Below are 17,755 nucleotides of genomic sequence, written 5' to 3' on the forward strand. Positions count from 1 at the left end.
GGAAGGCATGACGCCATTGTCCGCCCCCCCCGACGAGGCGGTCCCGGTCGATCCGACCCAAATCGCCGTCGAACCCGAAGCCCACCCGAAGCTTCCGGGCGCCGAGGAATGGTCATCGACCGTCGCGGGCATCCCGCTCAAGCTTGAGGTGTTCGAGGGGCCGCTCGACCTGCTGCTGCACCTCGTCCGCAAAGACAAGCTCGACGTCAACGACATCCCCATCTCGCTGATCACCGAGCAGTATCTCGCCTACCTCGACGTGATGAAGTCGCTCAACCTCGACATCGCGAGCGAATTCCTCGTGATGGCGTCCACTCTCATCTATATCAAGTCGCGGTCGCTGCTGCCGCGCCAGGAGGGCGAACTCGAGCCCGAGGACGATCCCGAGATCCTGCAGGCCGAGCTGCAGCGGCGGCTGACCGAATACGAAAAGTTCAAGGAAGCGGCGGCCAGGCTGGGCGGACGTCCGCTGCTGGGACGCGAGGTCTTCGCACGCGACTTCGTCGGCGAGGAGCCGCTCGAGGAAGAGCTGACGATGACCGAGCTGTCGCTGGCCGACCTCATCACGGCGTTCAAGGACGTGCTGGGGCGCATCCCGACCAAGGATGTCCACAAGGTGTTCGTCGACCGGCTCTCGACCGCCGATGCCATCGCTTTCCTGCTCGACCGCCTGAAGGAAGACGGCACCATCCGGTTCGAGCGGCTGCTCGAGGAGTTCACCACGCGCAACGAGATCGTCTCGTTCTTCCTCGCCATTCTCGAGCTGGTGAAGGAGCGCACCGTCAAGGTGTTCCAGGCGAACCCGATGGGTTTCATCACGATCGTGCCCGCAGTGACCGAGGGAGAAGATGACCAAGAATCCGAAACGACCGACCCCGACTGACGCACTTCCCGAGGAGCCGTTCCCGCTCGACGAAGAAAGCGCGTTGGCCGAGCCGATGGCTTCCGACGGCGCAGACGCGGGCGAGGGAGAGGGCGAGGGAGAGGCGGCCGAGTCCGTCGTACTCCTTGCCGAATCCGACCTGGCCGGGCTCGCCGGAGGCGATGCGCCGCGCGAAGAGGCCGACGAGACGCTTCCCGAAGTCGCCGAGGAGGGCAGGGGGGCGGCCGAGCCGATCGATATCGCCCGTTCCGCGGCCATCGTCGAGAGTCTCATGCTGATCAGCGCCCAGCCGCTGTCCTACGATCGGATCGGCAAGATCCTGGGCGGCTTTACGCGCGCCGACGTCCGCGCGGTTGTCGACGCGCTCAAGGCCAGGTATTCGCCCGCAAGCTCGGGAATCGTCGTCGAGGAGATCAACCGGGCCATCCAGTTCCGCACCAACCCGGCCAACCAGGAGTATGTCCGCAAGATGTTCGACGTCAAGCCGGTCCGCTTCTCGCGCGCCGCGCTCGAGACGCTGGCGATCATCGCCTACCGGCAGCCGATCACGCGCCAGGAGATGGAAGAGATCCGCGGCGTCGATTGCGCGGGGGCGCTCAAGACGCTGATGGAGCGGCGGCTCGTTCGCGTGATGGGCAAGAAAAACGTCGCGGGCAAGCCGTTCATTTTCGGAACCACGCGCGAATTCATGGAAGTGTTCGGCCTGGGCACCATGTCCGACCTGCCGTCGCTGCGCGAGATCGAGGACTATCTCTCCAGCAAATCCGAAGAGCCGCAGCTGCCCGAGCTTCCCTTCCCGATGGACGAGAAGCGGGAAGCGGCCGAGCTGGCCGATGCGCTCGATCAGTCGCGCCGCAACGCCGAAACGCTCGACGAGATGCGCGGGGCCTCCGGCGTGGCGGCCGAGGATGTGCTCGAAGAGGCCGCCATGAGCCGGGTCGGCGATCTGGACGACGGCATCGACGAGCTGGCCGAGATCGAGGCGGCCGAATCAGAGGACAGCGAACTGTCAGACGAGACCGACCCGCCGAGGGCGGGCGAAGGGGAGCCGAATGGCGACTGAAGAACGGCTCAACAAATACATCGTCCTGGCGGCGGGGGTATCGCGGCGTGCCGCAGACGAAATGATCCGCGCGGGTCGCGTGACCGTCAACGGCAAGCTGTCGACCGACCCGGGCATGCTTTGGGTCCCGGGGCGCGACGAGGTGCGGCTCGACGGCCGCATGCTGGTCCCGGTCTCCGACGAGAAGATCTATGTCATGCTCCACAAGCCCGACAACGTGATGACCACGATGAAGGACAAGGAGGGGCGGGATACCGTCGCCTCGATGGTCGGCGCGCTCTCGACCCGCATCTTCCCCGTGGGGCGACTCGACTACCACACGACCGGGCTTCTGCTGCTGACCAACGACGGCGACCTGGCGTTCAAGCTGACCCACCCGCGCTTCGGTGTCGAGAAGACGTACATCGCCAAGGTCATGGGGGTGCCCAACAGGGCCAGCCTCAACGTGCTGCGGAAGGGAATGGAGATCGACGGAGAGACGACCAACCCGGCGTACATCACCTTCATCGAGCATCGCGAGGGGAAGGCATGGGTCTCCATCAAGATCGCCGAGGGCCGTTACCACCAGGTGCGCAAGATGTTCGACGCGATCGGCCACCGGGTAATGAAGCTGCGCCGCGTGGCGGTCGGCACGCTCGAGCTGGGCGGCCTCGATACGGGCGAGTGGCGCTACCTGACCGGCAAGGAAGTCCGCGAGCTGCAGGCCTACGTGGAAGAGCGCGCGAAGGAAGCGAAGCTCGCCGGGCCGCCGGTCAAGCGTGCGGCGCATGTCAAGCGGGTCGAGACCATGGGCGAAAAGGCCCGCCTGCTCCAGAAGGCGACGGCCCCCAAGAAGGCGAAGCCCAAGGCCGCCGAGGCAGTCGACGAGGCGCCGGATAAAAAGAAGAAGGCCAAGCCGCGCAAGGCCGCAGGCCCGGTCAAGGGAATGAAGGCCGGCACGTTCGGCAAGCCGAAGCCGTCGTCGCGCAAGCCTGCTAAAGGCGCTCCGCGAAAGGGGAGCGCATCCGGAAGCGCCCGCGGCTGTGCCCGCGGCAGTGCCCGCGGCAGTGCTGCCAAGCCCAGGCGTGGTTCCGGTCCGGCCAAAGGGCCGTCCGCGCCCCGCAAACGGCGCTCATCGAACGACTGAGCCTCAATAGTAGTCCTCGTGGCAGTCGGCGCAGAACGCGCTGAGATCCACGTCGTTCCCGAAGAAGTTGACCTTCCGCACCATCTTGAAATCGGCGCCGACCGGCTTCAGATGGTAGTGGCACGTCGCGCAGGTGATCTTCCCCGCATACAACGGCAGCGTTTTCGGTCCATCGCACACCCGTTGGTTCCAGTTCCCGATTCCCGACGGATGGACAACCTGGCCGATGCCGAGCGCGCACGCCGTATCCGCATGGCACGTCTTGCATGTGGTGTCGATGGAATCCCGCAACAGCCGGAACTCCCCGAGCGCGATGTCGTCGGGAGAGGGGATGGCCACGTGGCAGTACGGGCAGAGGTCCATCGAGATGTGTGGATTGACGGGAGCGGATTCGACCGGGTTGGCAAGCGAGAGGCAGGCAAACAGGACCACGAGGGCGAAGCCGGGGTGGCGATACATCTCGTTCCCCTTTCTGCCGGCAGGATGGGTGTCGGCCGCAGAAGGGTTGGTGAGAGTACGCCGGGTATTACGTCTCTGGATACAGTATACACCTCATGTCAGAGACAGGGGGATTCAGCGGCCCGGGTGGCAGTCGGCGCAGAATTTCGTGAAATCGGGCCCCCCGTCGATGATCGCGACGTTGCGGACCATCTTGTAGTCGCCCCCTTCGGGCTTCATCCGGTAATGGCAGGTGGTGCAGGTGATCCGGCCGTCATTCAGCGGCAGGGTTTTGGGGCCTTGGCAGTTCCAGGTTTCCGCATCGGACAGGTGCTCGACCCGATTCGGGCCGAGGGCGCACACGACCTGCCGGTGGCAGCAGCGGCACGTCTCGTCGACCGTATCCCTGGTCAGACGGAAAACGCCGCACGCCGCGTCGTCGGTCACGGGAATCACGGTATGGCAGGAGAGGCAGCTCTCGCGGTCGGTCGAGGTGTGCGGGTTGCAGGTGACGGGCGCCGCCCAAACCTTGAAGGGAACGGCTGCGAGGAGGAGCGACGAAAGCAGACGCAGGGCGAGAGATCGGCAACGCATCGGATTCCCCTTTCCGTCGTCACGGGTTCGTGCCGGCTGTCGAAAGGTTGGCTTGGAGCAGGCAGAATCGACCGGTTCTCCATCATTGAATACTCCCCCGTCCTCGCCAAGGTTACCGCATGACGCTCACTTGTCGTCGTGGCAGTCCCGGCAAAGAGGGGACCACTCGATCTTCTCACCATCCCGGTGGACGATCCGAACCATCTTGTAGGAAGGCCCGTCGGGGATCGAATGAAAATGGCAGGTGTTGCAGGTGATGAACCCGTTCTGCAGCGGCAACGTTTTCGGCGACCGGAACCTCGTCTTGTCCCAGTGGTCGAATCCGCTCGGGTGGTTGAATGTGTGCAGGGCATTCATGTCGCAGCACACCTTGGGGTGGCACATGTGGCAGGTATCGTCGATCGTGTCCTTGAGCAGGTTAAGGTTGCCGGCCGCCCCTTCCTCCTTGGTCGGGACCTTCGAGTGGCAGCTTTCGCAACGCCCGGGCTTGATGTGGGGATTGATGACGGTCCCGGCCGCCCGAACGGGAGGGACGACGGGAAGCAGCAGGATGGACAGTGCGGCGAGCACAGGCAGACACCTTTGCGTCATGAGACCCTCCGAAAACCGAATTGGCTCACGTCGTTGCGGCGACAATTAGATAGCGATCGGGGGCATCGGGTTGCCGGTTCCGGATAAAAAAGTGTTCAAATCATCGGTAATCGGGTCTGTGGGATGGTTATTCCGACCCGAAGGGCGAAATCCCTTGACATCATGCCCGTCAAAACGATAGTATCTTAGGTTCACGGCGCGGGGTGGAGCAGCCAGGTAGCTCGTCGGGCTCATAACCCGAAGGTCAGGGGTTCAAATCCCCTCCCCGCTACCAAAAAAGCACAAGGGAATCGCAGAGATGCGGTTCCCTTTTTTTATGCCCCCCCTCCCCGTCCGGCGCATTGCAGGGCGATTTCCTCTCCCGCCGTCCGCAGCAGGAACTTGTAGACCTCGTGGAGGACGATCGACGGGACGACGATCTCCTCGGGGGGCGCAGAGAGTTCCCGAGCGTACACTTCCGCCAGCGAACCGTCTGAAAAAAACCCAAGCCACCCGCACGAATCGACGAGTCGCATCAGAGCCGATCCCTTTTATCACGAAAATTCTTCAAGGGGACCCGTGGCGCCTCGGGCAGATGTGTCGGCAGTTGTCTGGATATCCGTATCATTTGGAGAAATCGCCGGTATAGAATCTGGGGATATCCCGCCGGGAGGAGGTGTTTCATGTCCGAAAAAAGTATAGATCGTCATCCTGCCGTACCGTCGCAACTGGCGATGTTGCTGCCAGGGGTCTTGCTGATGTTTATCTGCTTTTCTTGGGGCTCCGCTCGGGCGTCGGACAACGTAGCTGTGCTTCGGCTGACCGTTGGCGAGATCATGGCCGAATCTCCATCCGCCGTGCAGAAACTGATCGGCGTGTACAGCCAAATCCCCGGTTTTCCTGCCGGCGGGAAGGCGGTCAAGCTCTACGTTTTCAGGGGGACGGATGTGGTCTGCACCGCGCCCATCAAGGCAACGCAGAAGGACAAATTCGACTGCTGGCATTTCGACGATGCGCCAGGGCCGGTCCAGAAGCTGGTGAACGAGAAGGACGCAGAGTTTAGCGAGAAATGACCGGACGCGCGACCCGATCGTCCTTATCCCCCCTTGGCGATAAGACTTGACAAGGGGGCTTTCGATAGATAGTCTATAACGCCTATAGGGGAATCCGGTCAGTGGTGCCGGATCCCTGAGACCCTCAATGCGAACCAATTTTTTTAACCATAATGCCTACAAAAACGATAGGCAAACAAGGGGCATCCGCCCCGGAAGGAGATCGAACCATGAGCCAGATTTACAGCGACAACTCGCAATCGATCGGGAACACCCCGCTGGTGAAGCTGAACCATGTGACCGATGGGGCGAAGGCGACCGTGCTCGTCAAGGTTGAAGGGCGCAACCCGGCCTACTCGGTCAAGGACCGGATCGGGCAGAACCTGATCGCGGACGCCGAGAAGCGGGGCGTCCTCAAGCCCGGCGTCGAGATCGTAGAGCCGACCAGCGGCAACACCGGCATCGCGCTGGCCTACGTCGCCGCGGCGCGCGGCTACAAGCTCACGCTGACGATGCCCGAGACGATGAGCATCGAGCGACGGCGGATTCTTGCGGCGCTGGGCGCCAAGCTGGTACTGACGCCGGGAGTCGAAGGGATGAAGGGCGCGATCAGCAAGGCCGAGGAGATCGCGGCCTCCGAGCCGGGCCGCTGGTTCCTGCCGCAGCAGTTCAAGAATCCCGCGAATCCCGAGATCCACGAGAAGACGACGGGCCCCGAGATCTGGAACGATACCAACGGGGGCGTCGACGTGATCGTCTCCGGCGTCGGGACCGGCGGCACGATCACAGGCGTCTCGCGTTACATCAAGAAGACGAAGGGCAAGGCAATCATCTCTGTGGCCGTCGAGCCGAAGGAGAGCCCGGTCATCACGCAGAAGCTGGCCGGAGAGCCGCTGAAGCCGGGACCCCACAAGATCCAGGGGATCGGCGCAGGCTTCATCCCGGACACGCTCGACCTGACGCTTGTGGACCGTGTCGAGCTGGTGGGCAGCGACGAGGCGATCGAGACCGCGAAGCGGCTGAGCAGGGAGGAAGGGCTGCTGGTCGGCATCTCGTCTGGAGCGGCCGCCGCGGTTGCCGTCCGGCTCGCGAAGCTGCCGGAGTTCGCGGGCAAGACCATCGTCGCGATCCTTCCGGATCTGGCCGAGCGCTACCTGTCGACGGCGCTGTTCGAAGGGATCTAGGGGACGCCGGCGATGATCAACGGCAAACAATACCTTGAGAGCCTCCGGCGGCTTCGTCCCAATATTTACAAGTGGGGAAAGCCACTGGCAGATGTGACGACGCATCCCGCGACGCGCCTCCATGTCGCCGCCATCGCGGCCTGCTACGACGCGGCGTTCGATCCGGAAAGCGCGCCGCTGTTCACCTCCGATTCGCATCTCACGAACAAGCCGGCACACCGCTGGAATACGCTCGTACGTTCCGCGGAGGACGTGGCCGCCAATGCCCGGATGAAGCGGGAACAGTTCCGTCGGACAGGCGCTTGCCACGGGGCGACGTGCGCCGGGTGGACGGCACTCAACGCGCTGTGGGCCGTGACGCACGAGGTTGATGCCGAGCACGGGACCGGATACCACGCGCGACTTGAAAAATACTTTCGCCATATCGAGGAAAACGGCCTGGCCACCGCCGGCGCGCTGACCGACGCGAAGGGCGACCGGTCGCTTCCGCCGTCCGGCCAGGCGGATCCCGACCGCTACCTGCACGTGAAGGATGTTCGGGAGGACGGCATCGTCGTCCGGGGCGTCAAGGCGCAGATCTGCGGCGTCGCCGCGGCGCACGAGATCGTCTGCGTCCCCGGGGGCGCGCTGTCGGAATCGGAGGTCGACTTCGCCGTCGCTTTTGCGATCCCCCGCGACGTTGCGGGACTCACCGTGGTCGAGACGCGTCGGCCGAGCGACACGCGGGACGAGGAGGAAGGCTGGGATGCCCCCAAGACGGGCGGCATCTCCCAGGCGTTCCTCCTGTTCGACGACGTCTTCGTCCCGAATGACCGGATCTTCCTCCGGGGCGAGACGCCGTTCGCGGCGCGCTTCGTCCATCTTTTTACGGCCCTCTACCGGGCTCCGATAGGAGCGTGCGTGGCCGGGCAGGGCGACGTGATGATCGGGGCCGCCACCGAGCTGGGCAAGGCGGGGGGGCTCTCGCGCAAGGTGTTCCAGGACAAGTTGACGAAAATGGCGATCAACAACGAGACCACTTTCGCGGTCGGCATGGGAGCCGCGATGCTTGGCACCCGGCACCCTTCCGGCGTCTGGATTCCCGATCCGCTGCTTTCGCATGTCAACAAGGTGCTGGTGGCGACGCTTCCTTATGAAACCAAGCGATTGGCGCAGGAGATCGGCGGGGGCATCGCCGAGACGGGATGTTTCCCTTCGTACAAGGACCTGAACTCGCCCGAGTACGGCAAGTCGTTGCTGGACGCGATGTCGGCGGCCGAAAGCGGGGAAGTGCGGGCCCGCTTGGCGCGACTGGTCGAATGGCTGACCGTCGGGGGCGGGATTCCCGGATGCCTGCACGGGGGCGGCTCTCCCGACGGGGCGCGTCTGATGGTTCGCGCCCTCGAGCCGTGGGACGCGCTGGGCGTGCGAGCCCGGCATATCGCCGGATTGGAAGGAGAGGTCCGATGACGACGCGCACGACAACGGCAGCGGACACGGCAGACAGCCTCACGGAACGGGAATATTGGGACGAAGCGCTGGAGACCTTGCCCCGGCATGATCTCGATGCGCTCCAGCTGCGGCTCCTGAAGGAGCATCTCGACTTCGCCGGCCGGAATTCCCCTTATTACAGGGCATCGTTCCGGGATTCGGGCCTGGCGGCATCCGATCTCCGGTCGCTGTCCGACCTGCGCGCATTTCCCTTCATCAAGAAGTCGATCCTGCGAGATCGGCAGACCGCCGCCCCGTTGCTGGGAGATCTGGCGGCCGTGCCGGAAACCGAGGTCGTCTATGTCTCGGCTTCGAGCGGTTCCACCGGCGTGCCGACTCTGTCTCCCTTCACCGCCGAGGATTTCGACGGATGGCAGGACGTCGAGGCGCGCCTTTTCTACGCGGCAGGCATGCGCGAGACCGACCGCTACCTGCACGCGCTGAATTTCTCGATGTTCGTCGGCGGGCCCGACGTGATCGGGGCGCAGCGGCTGGGCGCCTTGACGATCTGGGGCGGTACCCTCCCGGCCGACAGGCTTCTGTTCCTGGCGAAGTCCTTCGGCGCCACGGTCACCTGGACGACGCCTTCCTACGCATGGCATCTGGGGGAGACGGCGAAAGCGCAGGGACTCGACCCCGCGCGCGATCTCGCGATCCGGAAGATCATCGTGGCGGGCGAGCCGGGCGGATCGATCCCGGCGACACGACAGGCGATCGAGCGGTTATGGGACGCCGAGCTGTACGACTTCTACGGCATCTCCGACATCTTCGGAGCCTCGGCCGGGATGTGCCGGGAGCGGGAAGGGCTGCACCTCTCGGAAGACCATCATCTCCTTGAGGTGCTCGATCCTGCAACCGGGGAGCCGGTGCTGGATGGGGAGAAGGGCGAGATGGTGCTGACGACGCTCAAGAAAAAAGCGCGCCCGATGATCCGTTTCAGGACCGGGGACATCGTCACAGCCGACCGGTCGCCATGCGCCTGCGGGCGGACGCACGTGCGGATCAAGGTGCTGGGGCGGACCGACGACATGTTCATCGTCAACGGCGTGAATCTTTTTCCGTCGGACGTGGAAATCGCGGTCCGGGAGATTCCCGAGTCGACGGGCGAATACCGGATCACGCTGACGCGGGAAAACCGACTGACGCGGTTCGGGCTGGAGATCGAGCGGAGGAACGGGGCGTCCGTCTCGGAAACCGCCCTGGCGGATGGCGTGCGGACGATCCTGCGGAATCGACACGGGGTCGCTCCCCATTCGGTGACGATCCACGAAGACGGGACGCTTCCGAGGGCGGTGCACAAGGCGAAACGGGTCGTGGACAACCGATAAGACCGGCGGGAATAAAAGCATGAGTGGGAAGTACCAAGGAACGGCGGCGGCGCCGCCAGGAAAGGGGGAATGGAGATGGGTCATACAGGAAAAAAGAAAAGGGTACTGCGACGCTTATTGACCGTGGCTGCACTGACGGCGTTCTCGGCCGCGGCGTTCGCGGGCGAGGCGATCAAGGTCGGTTATCTGCCGGTGACCGGGCACGCGAAGTTCTTCGTCGCGAAGGAAAAGGGCTTCTTCGCGAAAGAGGGGATCGACGCCGAACTGCTGGAGTTCGCGAATTCGGCGGACGGCCTTTCGGCGCTGCGGGCCGACAAGATCGACATCGGCGCGTTCGGGACGACGGCGCCGCTAGCGCATATCGACAAGGGCGCCGACATCCGGATCATCGGCGGGATCATGGGCGAGGATGCGGCCATCGTCACGACCGCGGCAAACGCCGGAAAGGTGAAGCGGATCGCCGACCTGAAGGGAAAGAAAGTGGCGACCGTCCGCCTGGCGACAGGTGACGCGGTCCTTCGGGGCGCGCTGAAGGATGCCGGCATCGATTGGAAGAAGGACCTGCAGATCTTCGAGCTGAAGAACCCGCCGGCGGTGATCGAGTCGGTCAAGTCGGGCCAGGTGGATGCGGGCGTCGTCTGGGGACCGTTCGACCTGAAAGCCGAGGAGCAGGGGCTGAAGGTCGTGATCCGGAGCGACAAGCTCCAACCGGGACACCCGTGCTGCAGGATCGTGGTCCGGGAAGGGAAGCTCAGGAACACGGCGACGCTGGAGCGGTTCGTCCGTGCCATCCTCCGGGCCGAGAAATACGCGAAGGAGAACCACAAGGAAACCATCGACGCGATCGTTAAATACGTGAAGCTCGACCGCGCGCTGATCGAGAAGGCGTACTACCAGGGGCACCTCGACCAGAGCAGCGACCCGAACGTCAAGGGGGTCAAGCATTTCTGGGGGACGATGCAGCACTCGGAGATGGTCGCCTCGAAGGCCGACATCGGCCAATACATCAACACGGCAATCTACAAGGCGGCGCTGGACGGGCTGATCCGGGAGAGCCCGAAAGATGCCTACTGGCAGAAGCTGAAGAAACAGTTTGCGGAGCGGGACGCGTGATGCCTGCATCCGCCGGGAATGCCGCGGGTCTCGAGGCCCGCGGCATCTCCCACGCCTTCCGCGGAAATATCGTCCTGCGCGGGATCGATCTTTCGATCCCGGAGGGGCAGCTGGTGGCGCTCCTGGGGCCGAGCGGGTCCGGCAAGACCACGCTGCTCCGCCTGCTGGCGGGACTCGAGCGGCCGACGGAGGGCCGGGTCTCATGGAAGGGGCGCGAGATCGGGGAGCCCGGAATCGAGCGCGGCGTCGTCTTCCAGGACTATTCGCTCTTCCCATGGATGAAGGTGTCCGACAATCTCGTCCTGGCGATCCGGAAGGCGTTTCCCGGGAAGCCCCGTGCGGAACAGCTTGCGCTGGCGGAGGACTACCTGGAGATGGTGGGGCTTTCGGGATCGGCGTCGAAATACCCGTACCAGCTTTCCGGCGGGATGCAGCAACGGGGCGCCATCGCCCGCGCGCTCGCGATCGGATCCCCGGTGCTGTTGATGGACGAGCCGTTCGGGGCGCTCGATCCGCTCAACCGGATCCGGCTCCAGGACCTGCTGGCGGAAGTGCGGGAGGCGGCGCAGCCCCGGAAGACGATCCTCTTCGTGACGCACGATGTGGACGAGGCCATCTTTCTCGGCGACCGGGTCGTCGTGCTGGGCGCTTCCCCCGGCCGGGTGATCGCGGATCTCCCTGTTTCGCATCATCGCGGCGTCTCCCCGCGGGACCGGCGGGCGGCGATCGGCGAGTTCCGCTCGCTTCGGGAACAAATATCGGACTTGTACCGGGAAGACGTGCTGAACCGGCTCGAGGAACCCACGATGGTGGCAGGTTCGGCGGAGGGGATCTGAAGATGGATAGGAACATCGTGAAGTTCCCGTGGGAACCGGCGCTCCTCTTCATCGCGATCCTGGCCGCCTGGCAGCTGGTCACGACGCTGACCCCGGTCGGGGCCAACCCGCTCTATCCGACGCCGGTCAAGACGCTCGAAGCGCTTCGGGCGTCGCTTCCCGAATTGTGGAAGGGAACGGTCTCTTCGTTCCTCATCCTCGTTCCCGGATATCTCCTCGCCGTCGCCGCCGGAATCTTTTCCGGGCTGATCGTCGGCGAGTCCGCCCGGATGCGGAAAACCTTCTTCCCGTTCGCCCGCGTGGTCGCACCGGTCCCGCCCACGGTGTATGTGGCTTACGCGATCGCGATCCTGCCTACGTTCCGGTTGTCCGCCATGTTCGTGATCTTCCTGGGGGCGTTCTGGCCGGTCTTCCTCAATACCGCGGCGGGAGTCCATTCCATCGATGTCCGATACCGGGACAACGCTCGAATCCTCGGCTTATCCCGTCGGGAATACCTGCTGCGGGTCGCGTTTCCGGCGGCGCTGCCCCACATCTTTTCCGGGATGGCCGTCGGGCTTGCGCTTTCTTTCATCATGCTGACGGTCGCCGAGCTGTTCGGGGCGAACGCGGGTTTGGGACGGTTCGTCCAGTATTACGCCGATTTCGCGGACTACCCGAAGATGGCGGCCGGGATCCTGTACACGGGTTGCGTGACCTGGGCCTCGATGGCGCTCCTCGAATCGATCCGGAAGCGGGCGCTTTTCTGGCTCCTCCGGGAAGACCGGTCGTGACAGAACGAAAACCATTCAGGAAGGAGGCGCGCCAATGAGCAGCCGGGATGCGGAAGAGGCGAAAAGAAGGAAGGCAGAAAGGGAAAGGCTCGCGCTCGCGCTGATTCAGGACGCGTTGCGGGGATTGCGGTACGGGACCGTGACGGTGATCGTCCAGGACGGGGTGACGGTCCAGGTCGAGCGGCAGGAGAAGTTCAGGATCGTCAACCCGGGCGGCGGCTTCCGGGAGGGGGACGGGATATGACGCACCCGAAGGAATCGCTGCTTTCCGCGTTGTCGGATCGGAGCCCGATTCAAGGGGCTGGAGGGCGGCGACGCGGATCGTCGCGTCCGGATAATTAGGGTGTTGACCCAAAACCCCATATTCGCTACAATCCTACCAGATATATAGATTTTATATGCTATGGATTTGGGAGGAGGATTTATGGTCCCCGCGGCGGAAAGCGTCCGTCGATACAGCCGGTTCTTCAAGAAACGGAACGTGTCCCGCGTCCTCGACTACGGGACCGGGAAGATGCGGAACGCGGTCTATCTTTCCAACGAGGGATTCCGGAGCCACTCGGTCGCTGCGATTTATCAGAAAGAAACCGCGTCATGACGAATCCGATTCGTTTCGATACCCTCCTGGTGCACGGCGGGCTGGAGCCCGGGCCCTCGGGCGCAACGGCGTTGCCGATCGTCCAGTCGTCCGCCTTCGCCTACGAGACCGCCGAATCGCTCGAGGATGTGTTCCGCGGACGGCGTCCGGGGCAGGTTTATACGCGAATCGGCAATCCGACGACCGAAGGCCTCGAGCGGCGGCTGGCGCTGCTCGAAGGGGGCGGGGCCGCCGTCGTTACCGCCTCCGGCATGGCCGCGATCACCGAGACCGTCCTGACGATCGTCCGGGCCGGCGACGAGATCCTGTCCTCCTCCTCGCTGTTCGGCGGCACCTTCTCCCTGTTTCGCGACACACTGTCGAACTACGGGATCACGACGCGGTTCGTCGACCCGGTCGACCTCGATGCGGTCCGGGCCGGCGTCAACGAACGAACCCGGCTGCTCTTCGTCGAGACGATCGGGAATCCCAAGCTCGACGTGCCGGACGTGCCGGCCCTTGCGGCGATCGCCCGGGAGGCGGGAATCCCGCTCGTGGTCGATGCGACCGTCAGCACCCCCGCGCTGGCGACGGGCGCGCAGCTTGGCGCGGACCTGGTCATCCACTCGATCAGCAAATACATCGGCGGGACCGGCAACAGCATCGGCGGCGCGGTCATCGACCGTGGGACGTTCGACTGGGGCAACGGAAAATTTCCCCACTTTGACCTCTACCGGAAACGCTATCGTCCCTATGTCTTCACCGCGCGGCTGCGCAAGCTGATCCACAAGGATGTCGGCGGCTGCATCGCGCCGATGAACGCCTTCCTGTTCTCGGAAGGGGTGCAGACGCTGTCCTTGCGGATGGCGCGCCATTGCGACAACGCGCTGGCGCTCGCCCTGTTTCTCGCCGCCCACCCAAAGGTCGCGTGGGTCAACTATCCCGGACTCAAATCGTCGCCGCATCACGCCACGGCGGGAAGACTGTACGGCGGCCGCTACGGCGGCCTGCTCACCTTCGGAACCGGCGACAAGCCTTCCGCCTTCCGCGTGATCGACGGCTTGAAGATTGCGAAGAACCTCGCGAACATCGGCGACACGAAGACGCTCGTCATCCATCCGGCGAGCACCATCTGCGTCGACTTCGGACCGGAAGAGCGGGCGCTGATGGGCGTACCGGACGACCTGGTCCGCGTCTCGGCCGGCATCGAGGACATCCGGGACCTGATCGACGATTTCGGCCGGGCGCTCGATTCGGCCTTCAAAGGAGAGAACGCATGAAGATCACCGTGAACGGAAAAGAAACCCCGCTGCCGGAGAATCCCGGCCGCACCATCGAATCGCTGCTCGAGGAGTTGGACGTTTCGCAGCGGCTCTACGTGACGGTGGAGCTGAACGGCGACATCCTGGCGCGCGAAGCGTTTCCTTCGACGCCGGTGGACGACGGCGACGCCATCGAGTTCCTCTACTTCATGGGCGGGGGACGATGATGCTGACGGATGCCCAGATCGAACGCTACTCGCGCCACATCATCCTCAAGCAGGTGGGCGGGAAAGGGCAGCAGAAGCTGCTCGACGGCCGCGTACTCATCATCGGGGCGGGCGGGCTCGGGGCGCCGGCCGCGCTCTACCTGGCCGCCGCAGGCGTCGGAACGATCGGCATCGCCGACGCGGATGTGGTCGACGTGACCAACCTCCAGCGGCAAGTGATCCACTTCACTCCGGACGTCGGAAAGCCCAAGGTCGAATCGGCCGCCGAAAAGATGCGCGCCATCAATCCCGACGTCACGGTGAAGACGTACCACGAATGGGTTACGGCCGCGAACATCGCCGGGATCCTGGCCGACTACGACTTCGTGATCGACGGCACCGACAACTTCACGGCAAAGTTCCTCGTCAACGACGCCTGCGTGCTTGCGGGCAAGCCATATTCCCACGCGGGCATCCTCCAGTTCGAAGGGCAGGCGCTCACGGTGCTGCCGGGGAAATCGACCTGCTTCCGCTGCATTTTCCCCGAGCCGCCCCCTAAGGATGCGATTCCCACCTGCTCACAGGCCGGCGTGCTCGGCGTTCTCCCGGGCGTGGTCGGATCGATCCAGGCGACCGAGGCGATCAAGTATCTTCTCGGCAAGGGCGAGCTTCTCGCTGGAAGGCTGCTGACGTACAACGCGCTTTCGATGCGTTTCCGCGAGGTGCCCATCGACCGCAACCCCAACTGCCCGATTTGCGGCGAGCAGCCGACGATCACGGCGCTACGCGACGAGGTCGACGCGATGACCGTGTGCGACCTGGGAGGCCGCTGAATGCTCCGGATCCCGGCCGACATCCTGGACGCCATCATCGCCCATGCGCAGGAGGGATTCCCGCACGAGGTGTGCGGCATCCTGGGCGGGAGCGAAGGGGACGTTTCGACGATCCACCGGATGACCAACACCGACGCGAGCGCCGAGCATTTCTCGATGGACCCGAGGGAGCAGTTCGCCGTCGTCAAGGCGCTGCGGGCCGAGGGGATCACGATGCAGGCGATCTATCACTCGCACCCGGAAACGCCCGCGCGACCTTCGGAGGAAGACATCCAGCTGGCGCTGACGCCCGGCGTTTGGCACGTCATCGTGTCGCTAACAGACCCGCAAGCCCCCGTCGTCCGGGCGTTCCGGATCGCGGAGGGAAAAGTCACCGCCGAGGAAATCGGGTAAGGAGGCGTCGATGGAAAGCATGACGGAAGCGCAGGCGCGCAAGCACGAGGCGCTGAAGGATATTTTGCGGGAGATCGATTCCTGCGTGATCGCCTATTCGGGCGGGGTCGACTCCACGCTGCTGTTCGCCGTGGCCGCGTCGGTGCTGGGCGACCGGGCGCTCGCGGTCACGGCGCTATCCGAAACCTATCCGGCGAGCGAGCTGGCGGCGGCCCGCCAGGTTGCGGCGTCGCTGGGCGGCCGTTTCCGCGAAGTCGACTCCGAGGAGCTCGACATCCCCGGCTTCCGCGAGAATCCGCGCGACCGCTGCTACTTCTGCAAGAAAGAGCTGTTCGGCAAGCTGCGCGAGATCGCCGACGCGGAAGGGCTGCGACACGTGCTCGACGGGAACAACGTCGACGACCGGGGCGACCACCGGCCCGGGCGGCGCGCGGCGGCCGAGCAGGATGTCCGAAGCCCGCTCGAGGAAGCCGGATTCACGAAAGCCGACATCCGGGCGCTGTCGCATGCGCTGGGATTGCCGACCTGGGACAAGCCGGCCTATGCCTGCCTCTCCAGCCGGTTCCCCTACGGCACCGAGATCACGCGCGACCGGGTGCGGCAGGTGGGGCAGGCCGAGGAAGCCCTTCGGGCGCTCGGTTTCCGCACGCTGCGCGTTCGCTACCACGGAACCGTGGCGCGCGTCGAGCTGGGCCCCGAGGAGTTCGGGCGGGCGGTCGGACCGCTCCGCGCCGACGTCGTCCGGATCGTCAAGGCCGCCGGCTTCGTCTACGTGTCGCTCGACCTGGAAGGGTTCCGTTCGGGCGCCATGAACGAGGCCTGACCCAAATCGCGTAAGATACATCCGTCCCGTCGTACACCAATATCAATCACCGAAAGGGGGTGATCTTCTTGCCGGACTCGATGTCCCTGGCTCTTCCCCGTCATTGAGGAAGTGTCGCCTCGCCGGTCGGCGCGGGAAGAAATCTGGCGTATGAGCCTATTACTCGAAAAGGAAAGGAGATCGCCCTCCATGCGATTGACGTGTTTCCTGGAGGCCGGATTGGCCGCCACCCTGTTCCTGTCCTCCTCCGCCCGCGCCGGTGAGCGTCGCGTTGCGGTCAACGTGAACGTGAAGCTTGCCGCTCCGGTCGAAGCGCAACGTACCCGGCTCTGGATCCCCTATCCCGTTTCCGACGAAAACCAGGACATCTCCGACATTGATATTTCCGGGAATTTCGCCCGCGCGGCCGTCTACCGTGAACGAAAAGGGGGCAACGCCCTGCTTTATGCCGAATGGAACGGGCCTTCGAAAGAACGGACGCTCTCGTATACGTTCCGTGCTTCCCGGCGGGAGGTTACGACGAAAGACTTTCCTTCGAAGGAGTTGTCGTTTGCCCCCAGTGAGTTCGCGCGCGAGCTCGCCCCGAACAGCCTCGGTTCGACCACGGGGCAGGCGAAGGAATTCGCGGCAAGAATCACCAAGGGGAAGAAGACCAACCTGACGAAGGCCCGCGCAATCCACGACTGGATCGTGGACAACATGCACCGCGATCCGGACGTCAAGGGGTGCGGGATCGGCGAGGTCGATTCCCTCCTGCGAAAGATGGGAGGCAAGTGCGCCGACATCCACTCCGTGTTCGTGACGCTGTGCCGCGCGGCCGGCGTGCCGGCCCGCGAAGTATTCGGGATCCGGATCCCGAAGGGAAGCTCGGGAGAGATGACGAAGGCGCAACATTGCTGGGCCGAGTTTTATGAGCCCGGCGCCGGCTGGATCGTCGTTGATCCTGCCGACGTTCGAAAAGCCATCCTGGAAAAGAAGCTCACCGTCGAGGAAGCCAGCCCCTTGCGGGAATACTACTTCGGAGCCGTGGACGAGAACCGGATCGCTTTCGGAACTGGACGGGACATCGTCCTTAACCCTCCGCAGGATGGGCAACCCTTGAATTACTTCATGTATCCTTACGCGGAAGCGGATGGGAAGGTGTTGAACGAGGACCTCTTCGGGTTCAACATCGGTTACAAGATCACATATATCGATCAGCGATAGCGAACGCCGCCCCCGATCCCTCCCT

Annotated in this window: 22 protein-coding genes and 1 tRNA gene; 19 read left to right on the top strand and 4 right to left on the bottom strand. The window is 64.2% G+C overall.

Annotated elements, in window-relative coordinates; all coding sequences use genetic code 11:
• Positions 1-7: 7 nt before the first annotated feature.
• The 3 genes from VGK27_13780 to VGK27_13790 are packed head-to-tail and all read left to right on the top strand — an operon-like array spanning position 8 to position 3,072.
• A complete protein-coding gene (locus VGK27_13780; protein ID HEY3491173.1) occupies positions 8-883 on the top strand; it encodes a segregation/condensation protein A in 876 nt (291 codons plus the stop codon).
• Positions 849-1,946 carry an SMC-Scp complex subunit ScpB gene (gene scpB, locus VGK27_13785; GenBank protein HEY3491174.1) on the top strand — a complete coding sequence of 366 codons (1,098 nt, stop codon included), beginning with the start codon at positions 849-851 and terminating at the stop codon, positions 1,944-1,946. The genes VGK27_13780 and scpB overlap by 35 nt, the downstream gene beginning before the upstream one ends.
• Positions 1,936-3,072, top strand: coding sequence for a pseudouridine synthase (locus VGK27_13790; GenBank protein HEY3491175.1), 1,137 nt, complete (start codon positions 1,936-1,938; stop codon positions 3,070-3,072). Before scpB ends, VGK27_13790 begins: the two co-directional genes overlap by 11 nt.
• A gap of 3 nt (positions 3,073-3,075) precedes the next feature.
• Here the strand turns inward: VGK27_13790 and VGK27_13795 are convergent, their stop codons facing one another.
• The 3 genes from VGK27_13795 to VGK27_13805 form a co-directional block, all read right to left on the bottom strand.
• A complete protein-coding gene (locus VGK27_13795; protein HEY3491176.1) occupies positions 3,076-3,531 on the bottom strand; it encodes a hypothetical protein in 456 nt (151 codons plus the stop codon).
• Between the two features lie 114 nt (positions 3,532-3,645).
• Positions 3,646-4,104, bottom strand: a complete 459-nt coding sequence (locus VGK27_13800) for a hypothetical protein (GenBank protein HEY3491177.1) — start codon at positions 4,102-4,104, stop codon at positions 3,646-3,648.
• A 126-nt stretch (positions 4,105-4,230) separates the two neighbouring features.
• On the bottom strand, positions 4,231-4,695 hold the full coding sequence (locus VGK27_13805) for a hypothetical protein (GenBank protein HEY3491178.1): 465 nt from the start codon (positions 4,693-4,695) through the stop codon (positions 4,231-4,233).
• Positions 4,696-4,892: 197 nt separating this feature from the next.
• Here VGK27_13805 and VGK27_13810 point away from each other — a divergent pair.
• A tRNA-Met gene (locus VGK27_13810) sits at positions 4,893-4,969 on the top strand.
• A gap of 40 nt (positions 4,970-5,009) precedes the next feature.
• On the opposite strand, the gene VGK27_13815 is transcribed toward VGK27_13810, so the two are convergent.
• A complete protein-coding gene (locus VGK27_13815; protein ID HEY3491179.1) occupies positions 5,010-5,210 on the bottom strand; it encodes a hypothetical protein in 201 nt (66 codons plus the stop codon).
• Between the two features lie 147 nt (positions 5,211-5,357).
• Between VGK27_13815 and VGK27_13820 the strand changes: the two genes are divergently transcribed.
• The 15 genes from VGK27_13820 (at position 5,358) to VGK27_13890 (ending at position 17,730) form a co-directional block, all read left to right on the top strand.
• Positions 5,358-5,747, top strand: coding sequence for a hypothetical protein (locus tag VGK27_13820; GenBank protein HEY3491180.1), 390 nt, complete (start codon positions 5,358-5,360; stop codon positions 5,745-5,747).
• 209 nt (positions 5,748-5,956) lie between these two features.
• Complete coding sequence (gene cysK, locus VGK27_13825) at positions 5,957-6,910, top strand: cysteine synthase A (GenBank protein HEY3491181.1); 954 nt, start codon at positions 5,957-5,959, stop codon at positions 6,908-6,910.
• 12 nt (positions 6,911-6,922) lie between these two features.
• On the top strand, positions 6,923-8,359 hold the full coding sequence (locus VGK27_13830) for a 4-hydroxyphenylacetate 3-hydroxylase N-terminal domain-containing protein (protein HEY3491182.1): 1,437 nt from the start codon (positions 6,923-6,925) through the stop codon (positions 8,357-8,359).
• On the top strand, positions 8,356-9,708 hold the full coding sequence (locus VGK27_13835) for an AMP-binding protein (GenBank protein ID HEY3491183.1): 1,353 nt from the start codon (positions 8,356-8,358) through the stop codon (positions 9,706-9,708). Before VGK27_13830 ends, VGK27_13835 begins: the two co-directional genes overlap by 4 nt.
• Positions 9,709-9,831: 123 nt before the next feature.
• Positions 9,832-10,821, top strand: a complete 990-nt coding sequence (locus VGK27_13840; GenBank protein HEY3491184.1) for an ABC transporter substrate-binding protein — start codon at positions 9,832-9,834, stop codon at positions 10,819-10,821.
• Positions 10,821-11,657: an ABC transporter ATP-binding protein gene (locus tag VGK27_13845; protein ID HEY3491185.1), complete on the top strand. Its 837-nt coding sequence runs from the start codon at positions 10,821-10,823 to the stop codon at positions 11,655-11,657. Before VGK27_13840 ends, VGK27_13845 begins: the two co-directional genes overlap by 1 nt.
• Before the next feature lie 2 nt (positions 11,658-11,659).
• Positions 11,660-12,430, top strand: a complete 771-nt coding sequence (locus VGK27_13850; protein HEY3491186.1) for an ABC transporter permease — start codon at positions 11,660-11,662, stop codon at positions 12,428-12,430.
• 34 nt (positions 12,431-12,464) lie between these two features.
• The gene (locus VGK27_13855; GenBank protein ID HEY3491187.1) at positions 12,465-12,674 is read left to right on the top strand and encodes a YezD family protein; all 210 of its coding nucleotides are present in this window, start codon (positions 12,465-12,467) and stop codon (positions 12,672-12,674) included.
• Between the two features lie 180 nt (positions 12,675-12,854).
• Complete coding sequence (locus tag VGK27_13860) at positions 12,855-13,028, top strand: hypothetical protein (protein HEY3491188.1); 174 nt, start codon at positions 12,855-12,857, stop codon at positions 13,026-13,028.
• Positions 13,025-14,287: an aminotransferase class I/II-fold pyridoxal phosphate-dependent enzyme gene (locus VGK27_13865; GenBank protein HEY3491189.1), complete on the top strand. Its 1,263-nt coding sequence runs from the start codon at positions 13,025-13,027 to the stop codon at positions 14,285-14,287. Before VGK27_13860 ends, VGK27_13865 begins: the two co-directional genes overlap by 4 nt.
• A complete protein-coding gene (thiS, locus tag VGK27_13870; protein HEY3491190.1) occupies positions 14,284-14,496 on the top strand; it encodes a sulfur carrier protein ThiS in 213 nt (70 codons plus the stop codon). The genes VGK27_13865 and thiS overlap by 4 nt, the downstream gene beginning before the upstream one ends.
• A complete protein-coding gene (gene moeB / locus VGK27_13875; GenBank protein ID HEY3491191.1) occupies positions 14,493-15,308 on the top strand; it encodes a molybdopterin-synthase adenylyltransferase MoeB in 816 nt (271 codons plus the stop codon). The genes thiS and moeB overlap by 4 nt, the downstream gene beginning before the upstream one ends.
• Complete coding sequence (locus tag VGK27_13880) at positions 15,309-15,701, top strand: M67 family metallopeptidase (protein HEY3491192.1); 393 nt, start codon at positions 15,309-15,311, stop codon at positions 15,699-15,701.
• Between the two features lie 10 nt (positions 15,702-15,711).
• The gene (gene larE, locus VGK27_13885) at positions 15,712-16,524 is read left to right on the top strand and encodes an ATP-dependent sacrificial sulfur transferase LarE (GenBank protein HEY3491193.1); all 813 of its coding nucleotides are present in this window, start codon (positions 15,712-15,714) and stop codon (positions 16,522-16,524) included.
• Between the two features lie 189 nt (positions 16,525-16,713).
• Positions 16,714-17,730: a transglutaminase domain-containing protein gene (locus tag VGK27_13890; protein ID HEY3491194.1), complete on the top strand. Its 1,017-nt coding sequence runs from the start codon at positions 16,714-16,716 to the stop codon at positions 17,728-17,730.
• The last annotated feature ends 25 nt before the right edge of the window (positions 17,731-17,755 follow it).

The sequence above is a fragment of the Candidatus Deferrimicrobiaceae bacterium genome, assembly GCA_036504035.1.
In the GTDB taxonomy this organism is placed as follows: domain Bacteria; phylum Desulfobacterota; class Deferrimicrobia; order Deferrimicrobiales; family Deferrimicrobiaceae; genus JANXPS01.